We start from the raw sequence: 20,915 nt of genomic DNA on the forward strand, positions 1-20,915 counted from the left end.
GTCGCCCGGGAGGAGGACCCGGGCGACCGCTGGGTGAGGGCTTTACCAGTGGGCTTACCAGTGATGCGCGACGTCGATGACGAGCCTGGTGTCAGAACCTGGGCCGGCCAGCGTGAAGACGCGGAACGGGAGCCGGGCACGGACACCGAGCCCGATCGTCGTCTGCCCCTCGAAGCTGCCGGCGGAGGCGACCTGGCGGAACGTGCTGTAGCCCGCGACGTTCGTCAGCTCCTTCGGGTTCTTCGGCTGGTACGTCGTCGTGCCGGCCGAGCTGTACGACGGGGCGCGCACGACGATCTGCAGTTTCGCGCCACCCCGCAGCGGGACCAGGAAGCCGGCTCCATCGGTGTACACGTTCTTGACGTAGCGGACGTCGTACCCGGCGGCGGGCCGGCCGGCCAGCTCGACGACGAGTCGGTCGAAGCAGGCATGCCGACCGGTGCGGACGGTGGTCACCGGGGCCTGCGACATCCGGCTGTTTGCCTCGGGCAATGATCCCCAGCCTCGCGGGCACGAGGCGGTGGTCGAGGCGGTCGAGACGGTGCGGGGGGCGGAGGACGAGCCGACGATGGTCGGCGCGGCGATCGCGGCTGCGGGGATCGCCATGATGGCGACGGCGGCAAGGATCGTCTTGTGAGTGATGTGGTGGATGTTCATGATGTGGTTCCCCCTTGTATGGACAATTACTTGGACGACACCAGTTGCCAACTGGTTTGCTTTTTATCCTGGTGATTTCAGGTAGTCGATCGGGCACGATGTGCGGATGACCCCTGACGAGTTGCTCGAGGTGTTCCACCACCGGATCCGGTTGCCGGACGCCGATGCCATCCCCGGCTGGAAGCAGGAGCACGACGGCCTGGTCCATCGCTCGTACGTCGAAGGGCCGGACGGTGCCGGGTTCGTCGAGACGCCCCGCGGCCTGGGCGACGACCCGGACGCGGTGATCGCGGGCCAGGTGGAGTTCTTCCGTGACCGTGGGTTGCCGTTCGAGTGGAAGACGTACGCGTACGACGAACCGGCCGATCTTGGTGAGCGGCTGGTCCGGGCCGGGTTCAGCCGGGAGGAGCGGGAGACGCTGATCCTCGGTGAGGTCGACCGGATCCTGGAGCGGCCGTCCGCGCTGCCGTCGAAGGTGCGGCTGCGGGAGGCTGAAGGACCGGACGACTACCGCCGGATCGCCGAACTCACGAACACCCTGTGGGACAGCGGGCTGGCGCGCATCGTGGAGCAGTTGCAGGGCGAGGCACGGATGTTCCCGGACCGGCTGTCGGTGTTCCTGGTCGAGGACGCGCTGAAGGGGCCGGACGGGCCGGCGGTGTCGGCCGCGTGGATCCGGTTCCATCCCGGGACCGGGTTCGCGAGCCTGTGGGGCGGCGGAACGTTGCCGGAGTGGCGGCGGCAGAGGCTCTACAGCGCGCTGCTCGCACACCGGGCGCGGCTGGCCAAGGAGCGCGGATACGAGTTCCTCCGGGTGGACGCGTCCGAGGACTCCCGCCCGATCCTGCAGAAGCTGGGGCTGCACGCGGTCACCACGACCACGCCGTACGAATGGACGCCGTGACCTGATGAGTGGAACGACCGGTCAAGGCTGTACGTTGCCAGCATCATGGCCCTGAAAATCGCGTCTCGCTTCCGCCGGCTGCTGCAGCGCCCCGGCTCGATCGATCTCGGCCCGTACGAGCGGCTCACCCAGCTGGTCGGCGAGGCGGAGGAATCGGTCCAGTCCCTGACCGACGAGGAGCTCACCGAGGCGGTCGCCGAGCTGCGCACCACCGGCGGGCTGCACGAGGACGATCAGATCGAGTTCCTCGCGCTGGCCCGGGACGCGGCCAAGCGGGCGATCGGCGAGCGCGCGTTCGACGGCCAGGTCGTCGGGGCGCTGGCGATGCTGCAGGGCCGGATCGTCGAGATGGCCACCGGCGAGGGCAAGACGCTGGCCGGTGCGTTCGCCGCCGCCGGGTACGCCGTCGGCGGCCGCAACGTGCACGTGCTCGCGGTGAACGACTACCTGGCCCGCCGCGACGCCGAGTGGATGGGCCCGGTGTACGACCTGCTCGGGGTCAGCGTGTCGTTCATCGGCCAGGCGTCCACGCCGGAGGAACGGCGGACGGCGTACCAGGCGGATGTCTGTTACGCGCCGGTGAGCGAGATCGGCTTCGACGTACTGCGGGACCGGCTCGTCACCGATGTGGCCGACCGGGTCACGGTCGACCCGGACGTGGCGCTGGTGGACGAGGCCGACTCGGTGCTCATCGACGAGGCGCGGGTGCCGCTCGTACTGGCCGGTGCGACCCGGACCGAGGAGCTGGACGAGGACGTGGTCCAGCTGGTCCGGACGCTGCGCGCGGGCGTGGACTACGAGATCGACGGCGACGGCCGGACGGTCGCGCTGACCGACAGGGGCACGGACAAGGTCGAGGAGACGCTCGGCGGGATCAACCTGTACGAGGACGACAACCTCGACCGGCTGACCCAGATCAACGTCGCGCTGCACGCCGAGGTGCTGCTGCGCAAGGACGTCGACTACCTGGTCCGCGACGGCAAGGTCAGCCTGATCAACAACAACCGCGGCCGGATCGCCAAGCTGCAGCGCTGGCCCGACGGTCTGCAGGCCGCCGTGGAGGCGAAGGAGGCCGTTCCGGTCAGCGACTCCGGTGAGGTGCTGGACAGCATCACCGTGCAGGCGCTGGTGAAGGGCTACAAGACCCTGTGCGGCATGACCGGTACGGCGGTCGTCGTCGGGGAGTCGCTGCAGGAGTTCTACGAGGTCGACGTAGCCGTCGTACCGCCGAACAAGCCAAACGTGCGGGTCGATGCGCCGGACCGGCTGTACTTGACGTCAGAGCAGAAGAACGTGGCTTTGGTCGAGCACATCGCCGAGGTGCACGAGGCCGGGCGGCCGATCCTGATCGGCACCCACAGCGTCGAGGAGTCCGAGCAGCTGAGCGACCGGCTCGAGGCGGCCGAGATCGCGCACGTCGTGCTGAACGCGAAGAACGACGCCGAAGAGGCCGCGATCATCGCCGAGGCCGGTGTGCCGGGGACGGTGACCGTGTCGACGCAGATGGCCGGCCGCGGTACGGACATCCGGCTCGGTGGCAAGGACGAGTCGCACGACAAGGAGAAGGCCATCGAGCTCGACGGCCTCTACGTGATCGGGACCGGTCTGCACGCGTCCCGCCGGCTCGACGACCAGCTGCGCGGGCGCGCCGGGCGGCAGGGTGACCCGGGCGGGTCGCTGTTCTTCGCCAGCCTCGGGGACGAGCTCGTGACGCGGTACTCCGTTTCGTCCGGCCTGCGACCGCATCCGGATGAGAGTGGGCAGCTGACCGATCGCAAGTCGCTCGGTGTCCTCGAACAAGCCCAGCGGGTGGCGGACGGCGCGAACGCCGAGCTGCACCGGACGACGTGGCAGTACCACCGGCTGACCGGGCAGCAGCGGGCGATCCTGCTCGACACCCGGGAGAAGGTGCTCACCGAGGACCTGGCCGCCGAGGAGCTGTCCGAGCGGGCCAAGGAGCGGTACGACGAACTGGTCGACGAGGTCGGCGAGGACGTGGTGAAGGCGGCGGCGCGGCGGATCGCGCTGCGTCATCTGGACCGGCGCTGGACCGACCACCTGGCGTACCTGGCCGACCTGCGCGAGGGCATCCACCTGCGCTCGCTGGCGGGCGGCATCGTGCACCTGAAGCCGATCGACGAGTTCAACAAGTCCGCGATCGCGTCGTTCGACACGCTGATCGCGGACTCCTGGACCGATGCGGTCGAGACGTTCAAGGACGCCGAGATCACCGCCGAGGGTCTGGACGAGGAAGCCAGCGGTATCCCGCGCCCGACCGCGACCTGGACCTACCTGGTCAACGACAACCCGTTCGGTACCGAAGCCGACCGGATCCTCGGCCGGCTCCGCAACGCCATCAAGCCCGAGTCCGTCGCCGAGTCCGAGGAGATCCTCCCCGAGGAGTTCGACGAGGACGACCTCCCCGAAGAACTCCGCGACGTGGACGACGAGGACGACTTGCCGGAGGAGCTCCGCGACACGGACGACGCGGACGCGGATGAGGATGAGAAGAAGCCTGACAGCAAGGCGTAGACCTTCGACTTTGGTCTAGAGGCCCTAGCCGTCCGCCCGAAGCCGCCCACCGGCGGCTCGGGCGAGGCTCTCGGCATGACCCGCGACCGCCTGCGCTTCCTCGTCTTCGACATCGCGACACCGCTCGCGCTGTACTACGGGCTGCGCGCCCTCGGCGCGAGCAACGTGACCGCTCTCCTGGTCGGCACCGTTCCTGGCCTGATCAGTGCGGCGGTCTCGATCGCGCGCCGCCGCCGTACCGACCTCCTGGGTGTGGCGGTGATCGTCAGCATGCTGGGCAGCGCGGCGGTGGCGGTCCTGGGTGGGGACGCCCGGGTGCTGCTGGTCCGCAACGCCTGGATCAGCCTCCCGTTCGCCGGGATCACCCTGTGGTCCCTCCGGCATCCGCAACCGCTCTGCTACACCTTCACCCGCGCGATCATGCCGAGGCGGGCCGCCGTGATGGACCGGCTGTGGGACGAGGATCCGCGCTTCCGGCACGCCTGGCGAAGCATCACCGTCATCTGGGGGATCACATCGGTGCTCGACGCCGTGATCCGGGTCGTCGCGGCGTACACGCTGCCGATTCCCGTCGTACCCGCCGTAGATCCGGTGATCACGGTCGCCACGATCGTCGCGTTGCAGATCCCGACCATTGTGCTGCTCCGGCGCAGCGGGACCTGGCACGAAGTCTTCGCCCCGCGCCGCCGAGTGGCTTCCCTGACCGCGGACGATCCGGGTGTCGGTGGCGCTGGATAGGCTGCGGGGTGTGAGTGAGGGTCTGTTCGACATTCCGGGAGCTCCTGCGCCTGCTCGGGGCGGCGGGAGCCTGGCGGACATGGACCACACGGCTGCTCCGCTGGCCGTGCGGATGCGGCCGCGGAGTCTGGACGAGCTGGTCGGGCAGCAGCATCTGCTGGCGCCGGGATCGCCGCTGCGGCGGTTGGTCGAGGGTGACCAGCCGATGTCGCTGTTGCTCTGGGGTCCTCCGGGGACCGGGAAGACGACGATCGCGGCTGTCGTCTCACACCAGACCAATCGGAAGTTCGTGGAGCTGTCGGCCGTCACCGCGGGCGTGAAGGACGTCCGGCAGGTGATCGACGGCGCCCGCCGGGATCTGTCGCGGGGTACGGGCGTCGTCGAGACCGTGCTGTTCATCGACGAGGTTCACCGGTTCACGAAGGCTCAGCAGGATGCGTTGCTGCCGGGTGTGGAGAACCGGTGGGTGACGCTGGTCGCGGCGACCACCGAGAATCCGTTCTTCTCCGTCATCTCCCCGCTGCTCTCGCGGAGTCTGCTGCTCACGCTGGAGTCGCTCACCGACGACGACATCTCCACCCTCCTCGATCGCGCCCTGACCGACGAACGCGGTCTGAACGGGGAGTTCGAGCTGGCGGAGGACGCGCGGGCGCACCTGCTGCGGATGGCCGGGGGAGACGCCCGCCGCGCGCTGACCTACCTGGAGGCGGCAGCCGGGGGAGCCCGGGCGAAGGCCGCCGAGTCCATCGACCTGAAGACCCTGGAAACGGCCGTAGACCGGGCTGCGGTGGTCTACGACCGGGCCGGCGACCAGCACTACGACGTCGCCTCGGCACTCATCAAATCCATCAGGGGCTCGGACGTGGACGCCGCCATGCACTACCTGGCGCGGATGATCGAAGCCGGTGAGGACCCGCGGTTCATCGCGCGGCGGCTGGTGATCTCGGCCAGCGAGGACATCGGCATGGGCGACCCGACTGCGCTCGGTGTCGCGGTGGCCGCGGCCGAGGCAGTGCAGTTGATCGGCATGCCGGAGGCGCGGATCAACCTCGCGCAGGCGGTCGTCGCACTCGCCCTGGCGCCGAAGTCCAACGCCGTGATCATGGCCGTCGATGCCGCCATCGCGGATGTGAAGGCCGGCAAGGTCGGCCCAGTGCCGCCGCACCTGCGGGACGCGCACTACGCCGGAGCCAAGAAGATCGGCCACGGTTCGTCGTACCAGTACTCCCACAACGACCCGCGCGGCATCGTCCCGCAGCAGTACGCACCGGACGTGATCGACGGCACTGACTACTACAAACCCACCCGCCGCGGCGGCGAAGCGGCCTACGCCGACCGCGTCGCCAACATCCGCAAGATCCTCAGGGACCGGGAATGAGCCGGACCACCGACCACGTCGACGCCTTCAACCACGCCGTCACCACGGGTGACTGGGACACCTTCTCCGAGCGCTTCGCCGCGGACGCCCGGATGAGTTTCGTCGGCGTCCCAGCAGGTCCGTTCGAGGGCCGTTCGGCGATCGCGCAGGCGGACCGCGACAACCCGCCGACCGAGACCATGACCCTCCTCGAGGCAAACGACCGTACGGCGAAGTTCCGCTGGTCCGGCGGCGGCACGGGCTCCATGGAGCTGTCCTGGGCCCCTGACGGCACTGTCCAGGGACTGAGGGTGGCGTTTGAGTGAAGCGTTCGACTGGGTAAGCTGCCTTTCGGCCTGGGGGTGAAAGGTTCGAAGTGAGGTTTTACAACCTAGGTCGACATCTCCGGAAGTCCGGCCCGCGGCACAGCCGTGGGCGTCTGCCCGTCCTGAAGGTGAGTGCGGTCGCGGCGGTCGCCGTCACGGCGGCGGGATCCCTGTTCTTCGTCCCGTTCGGGGGACACGACTCGGCGAGCACGCAACCACCGCAGAGCACCGACTCCTTCGGGAGTACGACGTCGCGGGAGCCGAAGGTCGAGCGGACGTGGGGTGTGACGCGGTCGGGGCAGCGGCCCGGGGTTCCTGCCCGGAACCTCTCGACGCCGCGCGCCACGTGGTTCCCGACGACACAGCCCTCGGCAACGCCGAACTCGCCGACGCCGCCGTGGTCGGTCCCTTCGTCCACAGCAGGGCAGCCGTCGTCGGCACCGAGCAGCACCACGACGAAGCCGGGCAGCACCACGACAAAGCCGAGCACCACCGCAGCTAAGCCGTCACCGAGTACGGCCAAGCCGTCACCGAGTACGACCAAGCCGTCACCCAGTACGACCGTGCCGTCACAGATCCCGACCGCGCCCACAACACCACAGCCTTCCCCGAGTCCGACCGAGTCGGCCACGGTGGAGCCGTTGCCGACCCCGACCGGGTCCGGTACGCCGGATCCCTCGACCACCCCGGTGGAACCCAGCGCGACGGAGTCGTCACCGGCCGGATGACCGGGTTTGGTGGGCGACTGTGATGTGAGGGATGGTGTCCTGGAGCGAACTGCGTAGGAACGCGCGATAAGGTCGGGCGGTCCACGAGGTCGCAACGGGAAGGTGGCTCGTTTCCATGAGCGTCGGTGAAGTCGCGGGGCTGATAGCGGCCTGCGCGCTGCTCATCCTGGTGGGCCTGCTGGCCTACCCGATCCTGAAGCTGGGCAAGGTCTTCGACGAGACCCGGATCCTGGTGAAGGGTGTCTCCGACGAGACCGTCCCGCTGCTCGGCGAGGTGACCACCACCGTGACCACCACCAACGCTCAGCTGGCCAAGGTGGACACCATCACCGACAACGCGGCCACCGTGACCACCAACGCGGCCGCGCTGATGTCGCTGTTCTCGGCTACCGCCGGCGGCCCGCTGGTGAAGGCGGCCGCGTTCTCGTACGGCGTCCGCCGGGCGCTCGGTGACCAGCAGCGCAAGGACGTCAGTCGTCGCGTGAAGGAAGAGATGAAGGCCGAGCGGAAGGCGCGGAAGCGGTGAAGCGGATCTTCTGGCTGATCATCGGGATCGCCGTCGGCGTGTACGCCGTCACCCGGCTGAAGAAGCGTGTTCAGGTGCTCGCTCCGGACAGCATGCAGGAGTCCGCGGCCAAGCTGGCCGCCGCGGTCCGGCACTTCGGCGACCAGGTCCGCGAGGGCATGGCCGAGCGGGAGACCGAGCTGCGCGACGCCCTGGGCATCGACACCACAAACGACCGTGAGGACTACCGGTAACACCCATGGAAACCAGTGAGATCAGGCGGCGGTTCCTGCAGTACTTCGAGGACCGGGGCCACACCGTGGTGCCGAGCGCACCCTTGCCGTCGCCGGACCCGAACCTGCTGTTCAACGTCGCCGGCATGGCCCAGTTCGTGCCCTACTTCGTCGGCCAGCAGACACCGCCGTACGCGCGCGCGACGAGCGTGCAGAAGTGTGTCCGGACCCTCGACATCGAGGAGGTCGGCAAGACCACCCGGCACGGCACGTTCTTCCAGATGAACGGCAACTTCTCCTTCGGCGACTACTTCAAGGAGAAGGCGATCGAGTACGCCTGGGACCTGGTCACCCGGTCCCAGAACGACGGTGGTTACGGCTTCGACGAGTCGGTGCTGTACGCGTCGGTGTACTACGACGACGACGAGGCGATCGAGCTGTGGAAGCGGATCGCCGGGCTGCCCGACGACCGGATCGTCCGGCTCGGGATGAAGGACAACTTCTGGTCGATGGGCATCCCGGGTCCGTGCGGCCCGTGCTCGGAGATCCTGATCGACCGCGGCCCGGAGTTCGGCGCTGACCGGGACTGGGAGGCGGGCGACCGCTACCTGGAGTTCTGGAACCTGGTCTTCATGCAGAACATCCGCGGTGAGGGTGGCGGCAAGGACGGCTACGAGATCCTCGGCGAGCTGCCGAAGAAGAACATCGACACCGGTCTCGGCCTGGAGCGGGTCGCGTACCTGCTGCAGGGCGTCGACAACATGTACGAGATCGACGAGATCTACCCGGTGATCGAGCGGGCCTCGGAGCTGAGCGGCCGCAAGTACGGCGTCGAGCACGTCGACGACGTCCGGTTCCGGGTGGTGGCCGACCACGTCCGCAGCGCGATGATGCTGATCGGCGACGGCGTCACCCCGGGCAACGAGCAGGGCGGCTACGTGCTGCGCCGGCTGCTCCGCCGGGCGATCCGCTCGATGCGCCTGCTCGGCTACGAGGACCCGAGCCTGGTCGAGCTGCTGCCGGTCAGCCTCGAGCAGATGAAGAAGTCCTACCCGGAGCTGGAGCCCGACTTCGGCCGGATCAGCCAGATCGCGTACGCCGAGGAGGAGGCCTTCCGGCGTACCCTCACGGCCGGTACGACGATCTTCGACGTGGCCGTCCGCGACACCAAGGCGAGCGGTGCGCACCAGCTCGAGGGCACGAAGGCGTTCCAGCTGCACGACACCTACGGCTTCCCGATCGACCTCACCATCGAGATGGCCGCCGAGCAGGGCCTGAACGTCGACACCGAGGGCTTCCGGTCGCTGATGAAGGAACAGCGCGAGCGGGCCAAGGCCGACGCCCGGGCGAAGAAGGCCGGTCACGCGGACACCTCGGGCTACCGGGAGCTGCGCGAGAAGGGCGTCACCGAGTTCACCGGATACTCCGAGCTCGCCACCGACTCGCAGGTCCGCGGCCTGCTCAAGGACGGCGTGGTCACATCGGCCGCCGAGCAGGGCGAGACCGTCGAGGTCGTGCTGGAGAAGACCCCGTTCTACGCCGAGTCCGGTGGCCAGATCGCCGACGAGGGCCTGATCGTCGCCGACGGCGTCCGGCTGAAGGTGCTCGACGTCCAGCGGCCGGTCAAGGGCCTGATCGTGCACCGGGTCGAGGTGCTCGAGGGTCTCCTCCGGCCGGGCCTGGACGTGCACGCCGAGGTCGACCACGAGTGGCGGGTCTCGGCCTGCCAGGCGCACTCGGGTACGCACGTCGTCCACGCGGCACTGCGTCAGGTGCTCGGCCCGAACGCGCTGCAGAGCGGTTCGTACAACAAGCCGGGTTACCTGCGGCTCGACTTCGCCTGGTCGTCGGCGCTGGACCAGGCGACCCGGTCCGAGATCGAAGAGGTCGCGAACCTCGCGGTCCGGCAGGACCTGCCGGTGTCGGCGCAGTACATGTCGCTGCCGGAGGCCAGGGACTGGGGCGCGCTGGCGCTGTTCGGTGAGACGTACGACGAGCAGGTCCGCGTGGTCGAGATCGGCGGACCGTGGTCGCGTGAGCTCTGCGGTGGCACGCACGTGAAGCACTCGTCGCAGGTCGGCGCGCTGACCGTCACGGGCGAGTCGTCGGTCGGTGCCGGCGTACGCCGGATCGAGGCGTTCGTCGGCCTGGAAGCGCTGCGCTACCTCGGCCGCGAGCGTGCTCTCGTCCGGCTGCTCAGCGAGAACCTGAAGACCCGGCCGGAAGAGCTGCCCGCGAAGGTCGCCGACCTTGCCGAGCGGCTGCGCGCGGCCGAGAAGGAGCTCGAGAAGGTGCGGGCCTCCCAGGTCCTCGCGGCCGGGGCGGAGCTCGCGAGCAAGGCGAAGGACGTCTTCGGCGTCCAGTACGTCGGTCACCGCGCGCCCGACGGCGTGAACGGCGGTGACCTGCGCAAGCTGGCCCTGGACGTGCGCGGCCGGATGCCGGCCGACAAGCCGGCCGTGGTCGCGGTACTGAGCGTCAACGACGGCAAGCCCGGTGTGGTGATCGCGCTCAACGACACCGCGCGCGAGTGGCGGCTGAAGGCCGGTGACCTGGTTCGGGTCGCGGCCGAGAAGCTGGGCGGCCGTGGCGGTGGCAAGGACGACGTGGCCCAGGGTGGCGGTACCGACCCGAGTGGCTCCGACGAGGCGCTGGCGGCGGTGGAGCACACCGTCGGCCAACTCGTCACCGGCTGATGAGACCCTGATGAGACGCGGCGTGCGGATCGCGCTGGACATCGGTGACGCCCGGATCGGTGTCGCCAGCAGCGATCCGCACGGAATCCTGGCCACGCCGGTGGAGACGGTCCGCCGAGGGCCCGGTGATCTGAATAGGATCGCCGCACTCGCCGCCGAACTGGAGGCGGTCGAGATCGTGGTCGGGCTGCCCCGCTCCCTGTCCGGGGGCGAGGGACCGGCCGCGGTGAAGATCCGGGAGACGGCGGAGCTGGTGCGAGCGAAGGTGCAGGCGGGCAACGCGGAGACGGCGGTGCGGCTGGTGGACGAGCGGTTCACCACGGTCACCGCTGAACGCATGCTGCGGGAACGGGGAAAGAAGGGTTCCAAGCGACGCGCCGTGGTCGACCAGGCCGCGGCGGTCGTGATTCTGCAACACGCGCTCGACCTCGAGCGCGAGTCCGGCAACCCACCCGGGAGGCCCTTGTGAACGGACCATCGGTGCACGAAGAGCTCAACGAGAGCGAGGACCTGGGGTCCGGGCTCGGGTTGCGCTCGGAGAGCAGGGTGGAGCGCCGGGCGAGCCGGCGCAAGGCCCGGGGCCGCCGCGCGTTCGGCTGCTTCGCCGGGGTGATCTCGCTGCTGGTCGTCGGCTCGCTGGTGGCCGGCGCCGTGATCGGTTTCGGCAAGGGCAAGGACGCGATCGAGCAGATGTTCGCCGCGCCGGACTACTCCGGCACCGGCAGCAAGGAAACGGTGGTCGTCGAGATCGCCAAGGGCCAGGCGGCCGCCTCGATCGCGGACACGCTGGAGAAGAAGGGCGTGGTGAAGAGCGCCCGCGCGTTCGAGCGGGTGGCCAAGGCCGACTCGCGGTCGCTCCAGATCCAGGCCGGCACCTACACGCTGCACAAGGAGATGTCCGCCAAGGCCGCGCTCGACCTGATGCTGGACACCGCCAAGTCGATCCTGGTCACCCGGATCAGTTTCCGGTCCGGCCAGACCAAGGCCGAGGTCAGCGAAACCCTGCAGAGGTCGAAGCTGAGGCTGCCGGCCGGCGCCGCCGCGGGCGCGCTGGCGAAACCCGCTGCGCTCGGGTTGCCGGCGTACGCGCACAACAACCCCGAAGGCTTTCTCTACCCGGGCACGTACGACGTGCCGAAGGGTGCGACGGCGTACACGATCCTGAAGCTGATGACGGCGCAGTACGCGAAGAATGCGGCCGAGCTGAACCTGGTCAACACGGCGAAGAACAAGAAGCTCGACCCGTACCAGGCGGTGATCGTGGCCAGCATCATCGGCGCCGAGACGAACCGGCCACAGGACTACGCCAAGGTGTCCCGGGTGATCTACAACCGGCTGCGGGTCGGGATGAAGCTGCAGATGGACTCGACCATCCACTATGTCGTCGGTAAGGACGGCGGGGTGTTCACGACACCCGAGCAGCGCGACATGGACTCGGCGTACAACACCTACAAGAACAAGGGCCTGCCGCCGACGCCGATCAACTCGCCGACCAAGGACACGCTGCGCGCGGCGATCAACCCGGCCCAGGGTTCATGGCTGTACTTCACGCTGATCAACCTCGACACGGGTGAGACCGCGTTCGCGAGTACGGCGGAAGAGCACCTCGCGAACGTGAAGAAGCTGCAGACCTGGTGCGCGGCTCACAAGGGCAGGTGCTGACTTGACTGTATTGAACTGCCGCGCCTCCGGCACGGCGGAGTCATGGGGCTTTGACTCCCGTCCTTCCCTCGTCACTCCGGTCGCTTCGCCCCCTGCGCTCCTCAGTCCAGGACGGGAGGCCCCATGACGCGGTGTGCTGTGCTCGGTTCGCCGATCGCGCACTCGCTGTCACCGGCCATGCACCGGGCTGCGTACGCCGCTCTCGGGCTGGACTGGCGGTACGACGCCTTCGAGGTCGAAGAGGACGAACTCCGCGGATTCGTGGCGTCCCTCGGCGACGACGTTCGTGGGCTGTCGCTGACGATGCCGTTGAAGCGGGTGGCGCTCGACCTGGTCGACACCGTTGACCCGGTCGCCGAGCTGATCGGTGCGGCGAACACGATGCTGTTCGAGCCGGACGGATCGCGGTCGGCGCACAACACCGACGTACCGGGGCTGGTGAACGCGTTCGCCGAGCAGGGCATCACCGCGGCCGACTCGGCCGTCGTCCTGGGCGGCGGAGCGACTGCCGCCTCGACGCTGGCGGCGTTGCGCGGGCTGAAGGTCAGCGAGGTGACGATCGTCGTCCGGGACGTCGGGAAGGCCGAGCGGCTGCTGGATCTGGCGGCCGCGCTCGACCTGCGGACCTCGGTCGCGGACTTCTCCCAGGTCGACCAGATCGGCGGGTTCGATCTGTGCGTCTCGACCCTCCCCGGTGGCGCGGTCGACCCGTGGGCCGAGCACTTCGCCGGCGTCGCGCCGGTAGTGTTCGACGTGGCGTACCACCCGTGGCCGACCCGGCTCGCGATCGCGGCGCAGCGGATCGGTACAGAGCTGTTGAACGGCCTTGATCTCCTCGTGCACCAGGCGACCCTGCAGGTGGAGATGATGACCGGTAGGTCGCCGGCTCCTCTGGCGGCCATGAGGGCCGCTGCACGTGAGGAGTTGGGGGATCGTGAGTCTGTATGACCGCCGTACGGTACTGAAAGCCGGCGGCACCCTCGCCGCCGCCGCGTTGACCAGTTGTTCGGACGCGAAGAAGGCCAGTGCCGGCGGCGCCTCGAACAATCTGACCGCAGCCGGACCGAACTGGAACAGCTTCGCCCGCTCGCTCAAGGGCCGGCTCTATCTGGCCGCGTCCCCGGGGTACGCGTCGTCGCACCTGCTCTTCAATCCACGCTGGGACAGCGTGCTGCCGACCGCCGTGGTGAAGGCCGCGAATGCGACGGATGTGCAGAAGGCGATCAACTTCGCCCGCGCGAACAAGCTGGTGCTGGTGCCCAAGAGCGGCGGGCACTCGTACGTCGGCGCGTCGACCATCAGCAAGGGGATGCAGCTCGACGTCGGCGCGATCCGCGGGATGAGTTACGCGAACGGCGTCGTCACGATCGGCTCCGGAGCGCGCTTGTACGACGTGCACGCGTTCCTGGACAAGTACGGACGCTCCCTGCCGACGGGGACCTGCCCGACCGTCGGTGTCGCCGGGCTGACGCTCGGCGGCGGGATGGGTATTCACACCCGCGCCTTCGGCCTGACCTGCGACCGGGTGCTGTCGATGGGCGTGATCACCGCGGACGGTACGGCGCGCAACGTCAGCGCGACCGTGGACCCGGACCTGTTCTGGGCGCTGCGGGGCAGCGGCGGCGGAAACTTCGGCGTGGTGACCTCGTTCCGGATCTCCACCATCCCGGCGACCAAGCTCGGGTTCTTCCGGCTGACCTGGACGGAGTCGCAGGCGGCGGCCGTCGTCCGTGGCTGGCAGAGGTTCGCCCAGTCCGCGCCGATCACCTCGTGGGGCAACCTGCACATCGATGCCCAGAGCAACGGCACGCTGGCGATCCACGTGCTCGGCATCTCCACCACCGGCAACGCGTCCGCCGCGGCCGCGCAACTGGAGTCGTTCGTCGGCATCAAGGCGTCGTCGCGATCGATCACGGTGAAGACGCACATGCAGGCGGTGACGTACCTCGGTGGCGGGACGACCAGCCCACGGACCGGGTTCCTCGCGGGTTCCGACGTACTCAAGGGGCCGATGAACGCGGCCACGATCACGGCGCTGCTCGGCGCGGTGAAGGCGGCGGCGCGGGCCAAGACACCCGCGTCGGCGATCCTCGACCCGCTCGGCGGGCAGGCGGCCAAGCAGCCGGCCGGCGGCGCGTCCTGGCCGTGGCGGACGGCGCTCGGCGTGGTCCAGTGGTACTCCGGTACGCCCGCGCATCCGACGTCCGCGCAGCTCAAGGTCGCGCAGACCTTCATCACCAACGGGCATCGCGCGCTCCGCGCGTACTCGGCCGGCGGCTACGTCAACTACGTGGAGGCCGGTCGCTCGGTCAGCACGTACTACGGCGCGAGCCTGGCGCGGCTGCAGGCGGTCAAGAAGAAGTACGACCCTACGAACTTCTTCCACACCGCCTACACATTGGGATAACTAGCACCCTTGCGTAGCTAGTCTTCCGCCGTGAAGCTTTGGCGGGTCGTCGCAGGGGTTCTGGCCGTCGGATTCGTTGCGGCCGGCGTGACACCCGCGTGGGCGTGTGCGTGCGGCGGCTACCTGCCCGACGCGGAGTCGCGCGCCCGCGCGTACGGCGAGAACGCGCTGGTCGAGCACGACGCGGGGACCGAGAAGATCACGCTCTCGATGGCGATCAACGGATCGTCGAAGAAGGCGGCCTGGATCATGCCGGTGCCAACGGCGGCCAAGGTGGAGCTCGGTGAGACCGGGCTGTTCTACCGGCTGGACATGCTGACGCGGCCGAAGACCGTGATCCGCAAGACCTACTGGCCGTTTCGGGACCTCGGCATCATGGGGAGTCGCGGCGACTACGCCGGCGCGGCGCCCGGTGCCGGCTCCGGCGTGAACGTGCGGCAGCAGATGATGCTCGGGCCGTTCCAGGTCGCGCGGATCGACGGGTCGAGCGGTTCCGCGGTGACGGACTGGCTGCGCACGAACGGGTACGTCGTACCGGCCACGCTGGCGGCGAACCTCACGCCGTACCTGACGGAGAAGTGGGAGATCGTCGCCGTGAAGCTCGCGCCGCGGCAGGACGGGGAGAGCCTGAGTGGAGCGACGCCGCCACTGCGGCTGACGTTCGCATCGGACCGGATCGTCTACCCGATGCGGTTGAGCAAGGGCGCCACCACCACGCAGACCGTGACGGTGTACGTCGCCTCCGCGCATCGGGTCGACGCCACCAAGCTGCCGGACGCGGCCGTCAAGCCGGAGTTGCTGTACGCCGGCCGAGTCGAGGAAGACTCGTTGACGAGGCCTGCCGATTATCTGACCGCGTACACGGTCACCTATCGCGACCCGAGCCGGATCACCGACGACTTCACCTTCGCGCCGGCGGCGACCGACGACGAGTTCCAGCGGATCAACTACGTCACCAAGAACGACGGATTCTGGAGCACGATCGGTGTGCTCGTCGGTGTCATGTTGCTGCTCGGTGTGGGTGCGGCGGTAATTGCCCGGGTGCTCGTCCGGCGGTCGTCCACAGGGCGCGCGTAGGCAGTCCGGGAATCGTCTAGGCTCCTGGATCGTGCCGGCTGACAACGCGTTGCTCGCCGCAGGGATCGGCGTGATCCTCTGCGGGCCGGCGGCGTACGTCCTCGGGCCCTGGCTGATGCGGAACATCCCCGAGCCGGTGCTGGAAGAGGGCGAGACGAAGGTCCCGTACGCCGCGCTGGCCGGCCGGCGAGCGGCGTACTGGTGTGGTGGTCTGGCGGCGGTGGCCGGGGGATTGCTGGGCTGGCTGCTCGGGATGTCCGCTGTGTTGCCGGCGTGGTTGTTGTTGACCGTGGCCGGGGCGGTGCTCGGGTACATCGACGCGCGGACGCGGTATCTGCCGTCGGTGATCATCTGGCCGTCGTACCTGGTCGTTGGGCTGGCGTTGCTCGGCGCGGCCCTGGTGTCGGGGGAGTGGGGATCGTTGCGGCGGGCGGTGATCGCCGGGGCGATCGGGTTCGCGGTGTTCTACGTGCTCTGGTTCGCGTTTCCCCGAGGCGTCGGGTTCGGTGACGTCCGGCTGTCCGGGTTGCTCGGGCTCGCACTCGGCTGGCTGGGCTGGGGGCAGTTCGCCAGCGGCCTGTACGGCGGCTTCTTTCTTGGCGCCCTGGTCGGCATCGCGCTCATCGTCGGCAAAGTGATGACCCGAAAGCAGATGGTCCCGTTCGGCCCGTTCATGCTGGTTGGCGCGCTGGCGGGGGTGCTGCTGGGCGCTCCGTTGGAGCGGCTTTATTCCGGATAGTCATCACCAGCCGGGGTGGCGGGTGGTCCAGGTGGTGTGTGGGCCGTAGTCGCCATGCAAGCGGTCCGCGGTGGCGAACTCGAGCGCGAAGTCGTCGGCGAGCTGGAGGATGACAGGACGGCCCTCGACCGTGAAGACGAGCTCTGGGGGCAGGGCCGTCTCGCCGTGGAGGGCGCCAAGGATGTTGCCGCAGATGGCTCCGGTGGAGTCGCTGTCGCCGGAGTGCGTGACCGCCAGCGCGAGAGCGTCCAGGAACTGCTCGGGCTCGGGGTAGGCGAGGGCGGCGTAGACACCGATCGCCAGCGCCTCCTCCGCGACCCAGCCACCACCCAGGCGTTCGACCGTCACCGGTCCATGGGGCGCTGTGGCTGCGAGGTGGCGCGCGAAGGAGAGCGTCGTACTGGTCTCTTCATGGTCCTTGTGCAGGGCGAGTAGCGCGGCGGTGGTATCGAGAGCCGCCTCCAGCGTCGCGCCGGCGCAGATCTCGTGCACGATCGCCGCCAGGGCGCCGGAGGCGAGCTTGCCGGTCGGGTGGCCGTGCGTGTAGCCCGCGGCGGTCGCGGCCGAGTCGAAGACCCACTCGGTGGGGTACCTGTCCGGAAGCAGCCCGAACGGCGCCACCCGCATCACGCCGCCGCAGCCCTTGGAGTCGTTCACGGCCTCCGCACCGAACTGCGGGATCCGGGACTCGCCCTTGCGGGCTTCCGTCAGCGCGCTCAGGCAGGTGTTACCCGGCGCGCGCCGGGCGTAGAGCCACTGCTCGGCCTGCAGCCAGCCGTCCCGCTCGCCACTCGGGCCGCTCAGGGTCTGGGTGTCCAGCCAGCGGTCGTACCCGTGCTGTACGACCGCCACCGTGAAGCCGAGGCCGCGATCGGTCCGGACACCGGCCCGGATCAGACCCTCCATCGTGAACAACGTCATCTGCGTGTCGTCGGTGATCGTCCCCGGCGGCCAAGCCCCAGAGATGAAGTCCCGGACCCCGTCGGGGTGCTCCGCCACGATCGACCGGCCGTCCTGGAACTCCACCGGTCCGCCCAGCGCGTCCCCGATCGCCCCGCCCAGCAGGCACCCGCGCACCCGCGCCCGCCACGTCTCCTCTGCCACCCGAGTCATGCCAGAACCCTATCCAGGGTGGTGTCAGCGCTACCCCCAACTCGGGTTCCAGAGCCAGTTCGCCGGCGGCTCCCGGCTTCTACGGTCGTTGGTAGCAGGCAACCGACTCGTCAAGGAGGGCATGATGACCCCCGCATTCCGTCGTACCGCCGGGCGCCTGGCCGCGGCGGCCCTCGCCACCACTGCGCTCACCGGCGCCGCGATCGCCGGCGGTCAAGCAGCCAGTGCCTCGACCTCCTGCGACGACTCACCGATCGTGAAAACCTTCAACGCGGTCCTCACCCTCCGCGGCGGCCCGAGCCAGGACACCGAGACCTGTCGCTGACGTGAGACCGGCGTCTGGAGGGTGGGACGGGCGTGGGAGGATTGCGCCATGCTGCGCTGGCTCACCGCCGGCGAGTCGCACGGACAAGCGCTCGTCGCCGTACTCGAAGGTCTTCCCGCAGGCGTCCAGGTCACCACGGATGACGTGGCCGACGCCTTGGCTCGTCGTCGGCTGGGGTACGGCCGCGGCGCCCGGATGAAGTTCGAACGGGACGAGGTGATGTTCCTCGGCGGGTTCCGGCACGGGCTGACGCTCGGCAGCCCGGTGGCGATCCAGGTCGGCAACACCGAGTGGCCGAAGTGGGAGCAGGTGATGTCGGCCGATCCGGTCGACCCCGAGACCCTGGCGGAGCTGGCCCGCAACGCGCCGCTGACCCGCCCGCGGCCGGGGCACGCGGACCTGGCCGGCATGCAGAAGTACGGCTTCGGCGAGGCCCGCCCGGTGCTCGAGCGCGCCAGCGCCCGCGAGACCGCGGCCCGGGTCGCGCTCGGTGAGGTCGCGGCCCGCTTCCTCCGCCAGGCGTACGGCGTGACGATCGTCAGCCACGTGGTCGAGCTCGGCACGGTCAAGGCGCCGTACGGCGTGATCCCGGCGTACGACGATGTCGCGAAGCTGGACGCGGATCCGGTGCGGTGTCTGGACGCGGACGCGAGCAAGGCGATGGTCGCCGAGATCGACACCGCGCAGAAGGCCGGCGACACGCTCGGCGGCGTGGTCGAGGTGGTGGTCGACGGACTCCCGCCGGGCCTCGGCAGCTACGTGCACTGGGACCGCCGGCTCGACTCCAAGCTGGCCGGTGCGCTGATGGGCATCCAGGCGATCAAGGGCGTCGAGCTCGGCGACGGGTTCGAGCTGGCCCGCACGCCGGGGTCGCTGGCACACGACGAGATCGTCGCCGAAGACGGCACCATCCGCCGGACCAGCGGCCGCTCTGGCGGCACCGAGGGCGGCATGAGCACTGGCGAGACGCTGCGAGTCCGGGCGGCGATGAAGCCGATCGCGACCGTGCCGCGTGCGTTGCGCACGATCGACACCACGACCGGCGAGGCGGCGTCCGCGCATCACCAGCGCTCCGACGTCTGCGCCGTACCGGCCGCGGGCATCGTGGCCGAGGCGATGGTCGCGCTGGTGCTGGCCGAGGTCGCGCTGGAGAAGTTCGGCGGCGACTCGGTGCCGGAGACCGCGCGCAACCACCAGTCGTACCTCGCCAACCTCCCGAAGACCATCACGCCGCGGGAGTGGGCAGAGCAGTGAGTCCCCTCGTCGTTCTCGTCGGTCCGCCCGGTTCGGGCAAGTCGACCGTCGCCGCACTGCTGTCCGAGCGGCTGCACGCACGGCACCGCGACACCGACACCGATGTCGAAACCGCCGCGGGCAAGCCGATCTCGGACATCTTCGTCGACTCGGGTGAGCCACACTTCCGCGCGCTGGAGCGAGCTGCGGTCGTGGCCGCGCTCGCCGACTCTGGCGAGGTGCTGTCACTCGGCGGGGGTGCGATCCTCGACCCGGACACTCGTGCGGACCTCGCCGGTCACACCGTGGTCTTCCTCGACGTCAGCCTCGGCGAGGCGGCGAAGCGCGTCGGTCTCGGAGTCGCCCGGCCGCTGCTGCTGGGCAACGTCCGGACTCAGCTGCGCAATCTGATGGAGGCCCGGCGACCGCTGTACGCCGAGGTCGCCAAGCTGACGGTGGTCACTGACGGAAAGACGCCGGAGCAGATCACCGACGAGATCCTCGGCCAGCTGGGAGCCCGCGGATGAGTGACCAGCCGACCCGGATCCGGGTCGCCGCGGCCGCGCCGTACGACGTTGTCATCGGCAACAACCTGCTCGGTGAACTGCCGGGTCTGCTGGGCGACGGCGTCCAGCGGGTCGCCGTCATCCACCCACGGGCGCTGCGCACCAGCGGCGACGCGATCCGCGACGACCTGACCGGGTCCGGGTATACCGCGCACGCGATCGAGATCCCGGATGCCGAGGAGGCCAAGACCGCGGAGGTGCTGACGTACTGCTGGTCGGTCCTCGGTCAGGCCGGCTTCACGCGTTCCGACGCGATCGTGAGTATCGGTGGCGGTACGACGACCGACCTGGCCGGCTTCGTCGCGGCGACCTGGCTGCGTGGCGTGAAGGTCGTGCACATCCCGACGACGCTGCTCGGGATGGTCGACGCGGCCGTCGGCGGGAAGACCGGGATCAACACCGCCGAGGGAAAGAACCTGGTCGGCGCGTTCTGGGAGCCGGCCGGTGTGCTGTGCGACCTGGCTGCGCTGGAGTCCCTGCCGCGCAACGACTACGTGAGCGGTCTGGCTGAAGTGGTGAAGTGCGGGTTCATCGCGGACCCGGTGATCCTCGATCTGGTCGAGAAGGATCCGGCCGGCGCGAGCAGTCCGTCGTACGACGCGACCGAGGAGCTGATCGCGCGGTCCATCCAGGTGAAGGCCGACACGGTCGGGGCCGACCTGCGTGAGCGGACCACGAGCGTCGGCGGAGCGATCGGCCGCGAGGCGCTCAACTACGGGCACACGCTCGGCCACGCGATCGAGCGGCTCGAGCGGTACAAGTGGCGGCACGGTGCCGCGATCAGCATCGGCATGGTCTTCGTCGCCGAGCTGGCCCGCGCGGCCGGTCGCCTCGATGACGCGACCGCCGACCGGCATCGCGCCGTACTCGAATCGCTCGGCCTCCCGGTCAGCTACCGAGCCGACGCCTGGTCGCATCTGCAGGACGCGATGAAGCTCGACAAGAAGACCCGGGCGGACCGGCTGCGTTTCGTCATCCTCGACGCGCTGGCCAAGCCGACGATCCTCGAGGCTCCCGACCCGAGCCTGCTCGTGGCGGCGTACGCCGAGATCAGCTGACCGGATCCGGTCACATGCCGGGCACGGCCTTGTCTCTGGAGTGACACCGGCCAAGGATG

General features: G+C 69.4%; 21 protein-coding genes. 18 read left to right on the forward strand and 3 right to left on the reverse strand.

Features of this window, described 5'->3' with window-relative positions:
* Nucleotides 1-54: 54 nt before the first annotated feature.
* Entirely contained in the window at nucleotides 55-657 is a 603-nt protein-coding gene (locus tag AB0E63_RS33745; RefSeq protein WP_360375202.1) for a hypothetical protein, read from the reverse strand.
* A 106-nt stretch (nucleotides 658-763) separates the two neighbouring features.
* On the opposite strand from AB0E63_RS33745, the gene AB0E63_RS33750 reads away from it, so the two are divergent.
* From AB0E63_RS33750 to AB0E63_RS33770, 5 genes are all read left to right on the forward strand, one after another.
* Nucleotides 764-1,561: a GNAT family N-acetyltransferase gene (locus tag AB0E63_RS33750; RefSeq protein WP_360375204.1), complete on the forward strand. Its 798-nt coding sequence runs from the start codon at nucleotides 764-766 to the stop codon at nucleotides 1,559-1,561.
* A 45-nt stretch (nucleotides 1,562-1,606) separates the two neighbouring features.
* Nucleotides 1,607-4,093, forward strand: coding sequence for an accessory Sec system translocase SecA2 (gene secA2 / locus AB0E63_RS33755; RefSeq protein WP_360375206.1), 2,487 nt, complete (start codon nucleotides 1,607-1,609; stop codon nucleotides 4,091-4,093).
* 75 nt (nucleotides 4,094-4,168) lie between these two features.
* Complete coding sequence (locus tag AB0E63_RS33760; RefSeq protein WP_360375208.1) at nucleotides 4,169-4,831, forward strand: VC0807 family protein; 663 nt, start codon at nucleotides 4,169-4,171, stop codon at nucleotides 4,829-4,831.
* 10 nt (nucleotides 4,832-4,841) lie between these two features.
* Entirely contained in the window at nucleotides 4,842-6,209 is a 1,368-nt protein-coding gene (locus AB0E63_RS33765) for a replication-associated recombination protein A (protein WP_360375210.1), read from the forward strand.
* Nucleotides 6,206-6,514: a nuclear transport factor 2 family protein gene (locus AB0E63_RS33770; protein ID WP_360375212.1), complete on the forward strand. Its 309-nt coding sequence runs from the start codon at nucleotides 6,206-6,208 to the stop codon at nucleotides 6,512-6,514. Before AB0E63_RS33765 ends, AB0E63_RS33770 begins: the two co-directional genes overlap by 4 nt.
* A gap of 58 nt (nucleotides 6,515-6,572) precedes the next feature.
* Here the strand turns inward: AB0E63_RS33770 and AB0E63_RS33775 are convergent, their stop codons facing one another.
* Entirely contained in the window at nucleotides 6,573-7,199 is a 627-nt protein-coding gene (locus tag AB0E63_RS33775) for a hypothetical protein (RefSeq protein WP_360375214.1), read from the reverse strand.
* A 158-nt stretch (nucleotides 7,200-7,357) separates the two neighbouring features.
* On the opposite strand from AB0E63_RS33775, the gene AB0E63_RS33780 reads away from it, so the two are divergent.
* From AB0E63_RS33780 to AB0E63_RS33820, 9 genes are all read left to right on the forward strand, one after another.
* Entirely contained in the window at nucleotides 7,358-7,768 is a 411-nt protein-coding gene (locus AB0E63_RS33780; protein ID WP_360375216.1) for a DUF948 domain-containing protein, read from the forward strand.
* A complete protein-coding gene (locus tag AB0E63_RS33785) occupies nucleotides 7,765-8,001 on the forward strand; it encodes a DUF6167 family protein (RefSeq protein ID WP_360375218.1) in 237 nt (78 codons plus the stop codon). The genes AB0E63_RS33780 and AB0E63_RS33785 overlap by 4 nt, the downstream gene beginning before the upstream one ends.
* A gap of 5 nt (nucleotides 8,002-8,006) precedes the next feature.
* Nucleotides 8,007-10,676, forward strand: a complete 2,670-nt coding sequence (gene alaS, locus AB0E63_RS33790; protein ID WP_360375220.1) for an alanine--tRNA ligase — start codon at nucleotides 8,007-8,009, stop codon at nucleotides 10,674-10,676.
* Nucleotides 10,677-10,686: 10 nt separating this feature from the next.
* On the forward strand, nucleotides 10,687-11,145 hold the full coding sequence (ruvX, locus tag AB0E63_RS33795; protein WP_360375222.1) for a Holliday junction resolvase RuvX: 459 nt from the start codon (nucleotides 10,687-10,689) through the stop codon (nucleotides 11,143-11,145).
* Nucleotides 11,142-12,338, forward strand: coding sequence for an endolytic transglycosylase MltG (mltG, locus tag AB0E63_RS33800; protein WP_360375224.1), 1,197 nt, complete (start codon nucleotides 11,142-11,144; stop codon nucleotides 12,336-12,338). Before ruvX ends, mltG begins: the two co-directional genes overlap by 4 nt.
* Nucleotides 12,339-12,461: 123 nt before the next feature.
* The gene (locus AB0E63_RS33805; RefSeq protein WP_360375226.1) at nucleotides 12,462-13,286 is read left to right on the forward strand and encodes a shikimate dehydrogenase; all 825 of its coding nucleotides are present in this window, start codon (nucleotides 12,462-12,464) and stop codon (nucleotides 13,284-13,286) included.
* Entirely contained in the window at nucleotides 13,273-14,745 is a 1,473-nt protein-coding gene (locus AB0E63_RS33810; protein WP_360375228.1) for an FAD-binding oxidoreductase, read from the forward strand. Before AB0E63_RS33805 ends, AB0E63_RS33810 begins: the two co-directional genes overlap by 14 nt.
* A 30-nt stretch (nucleotides 14,746-14,775) precedes the next feature.
* Nucleotides 14,776-15,822, forward strand: a complete 1,047-nt coding sequence (locus AB0E63_RS33815; RefSeq protein WP_360375230.1) for a DUF2330 domain-containing protein — start codon at nucleotides 14,776-14,778, stop codon at nucleotides 15,820-15,822.
* Nucleotides 15,823-15,853: 31 nt separating this feature from the next.
* Complete coding sequence (locus tag AB0E63_RS33820) at nucleotides 15,854-16,561, forward strand: A24 family peptidase (RefSeq protein ID WP_360375232.1); 708 nt, start codon at nucleotides 15,854-15,856, stop codon at nucleotides 16,559-16,561.
* A gap of 3 nt (nucleotides 16,562-16,564) precedes the next feature.
* On the opposite strand, the gene AB0E63_RS33825 is transcribed toward AB0E63_RS33820, so the two are convergent.
* On the reverse strand, nucleotides 16,565-17,674 hold the full coding sequence (locus tag AB0E63_RS33825; RefSeq protein ID WP_360375234.1) for an ADP-ribosylglycohydrolase family protein: 1,110 nt from the start codon (nucleotides 17,672-17,674) through the stop codon (nucleotides 16,565-16,567).
* Nucleotides 17,675-17,798: 124 nt separating this feature from the next.
* Here AB0E63_RS33825 and AB0E63_RS33830 point away from each other — a divergent pair, with 124 nt between their 5' ends.
* Genes AB0E63_RS33830 through aroB form a run of 4 tightly spaced genes read left to right on the forward strand, consistent with a single transcriptional unit; the run spans nucleotide 17,799 to nucleotide 20,856 of the window.
* Complete coding sequence (locus tag AB0E63_RS33830) at nucleotides 17,799-17,999, forward strand: hypothetical protein (protein WP_360375236.1); 201 nt, start codon at nucleotides 17,799-17,801, stop codon at nucleotides 17,997-17,999.
* A gap of 48 nt (nucleotides 18,000-18,047) precedes the next feature.
* Nucleotides 18,048-19,253 (forward strand): chorismate synthase, encoded by a 1,206-nt coding sequence (aroC, locus tag AB0E63_RS33835; RefSeq protein ID WP_360375238.1) that lies wholly within the window; start codon nucleotides 18,048-18,050, stop codon nucleotides 19,251-19,253.
* A complete protein-coding gene (locus AB0E63_RS33840; protein WP_360375240.1) occupies nucleotides 19,250-19,759 on the forward strand; it encodes a shikimate kinase in 510 nt (169 codons plus the stop codon). Before aroC ends, AB0E63_RS33840 begins: the two co-directional genes overlap by 4 nt.
* Nucleotides 19,756-20,856, forward strand: a complete 1,101-nt coding sequence (gene aroB, locus AB0E63_RS33845) for a 3-dehydroquinate synthase (RefSeq protein WP_360375242.1) — start codon at nucleotides 19,756-19,758, stop codon at nucleotides 20,854-20,856. The genes AB0E63_RS33840 and aroB overlap by 4 nt, the downstream gene beginning before the upstream one ends.
* Nucleotides 20,857-20,915: the final 59 nt, after the last annotated feature.

The sequence above is a fragment of the Kribbella sp. NPDC026596 genome, from assembly GCF_040638415.1.
In the GTDB taxonomy this organism is placed as follows: Bacteria; Actinomycetota; Actinomycetes; order Propionibacteriales; family Kribbellaceae; genus Kribbella.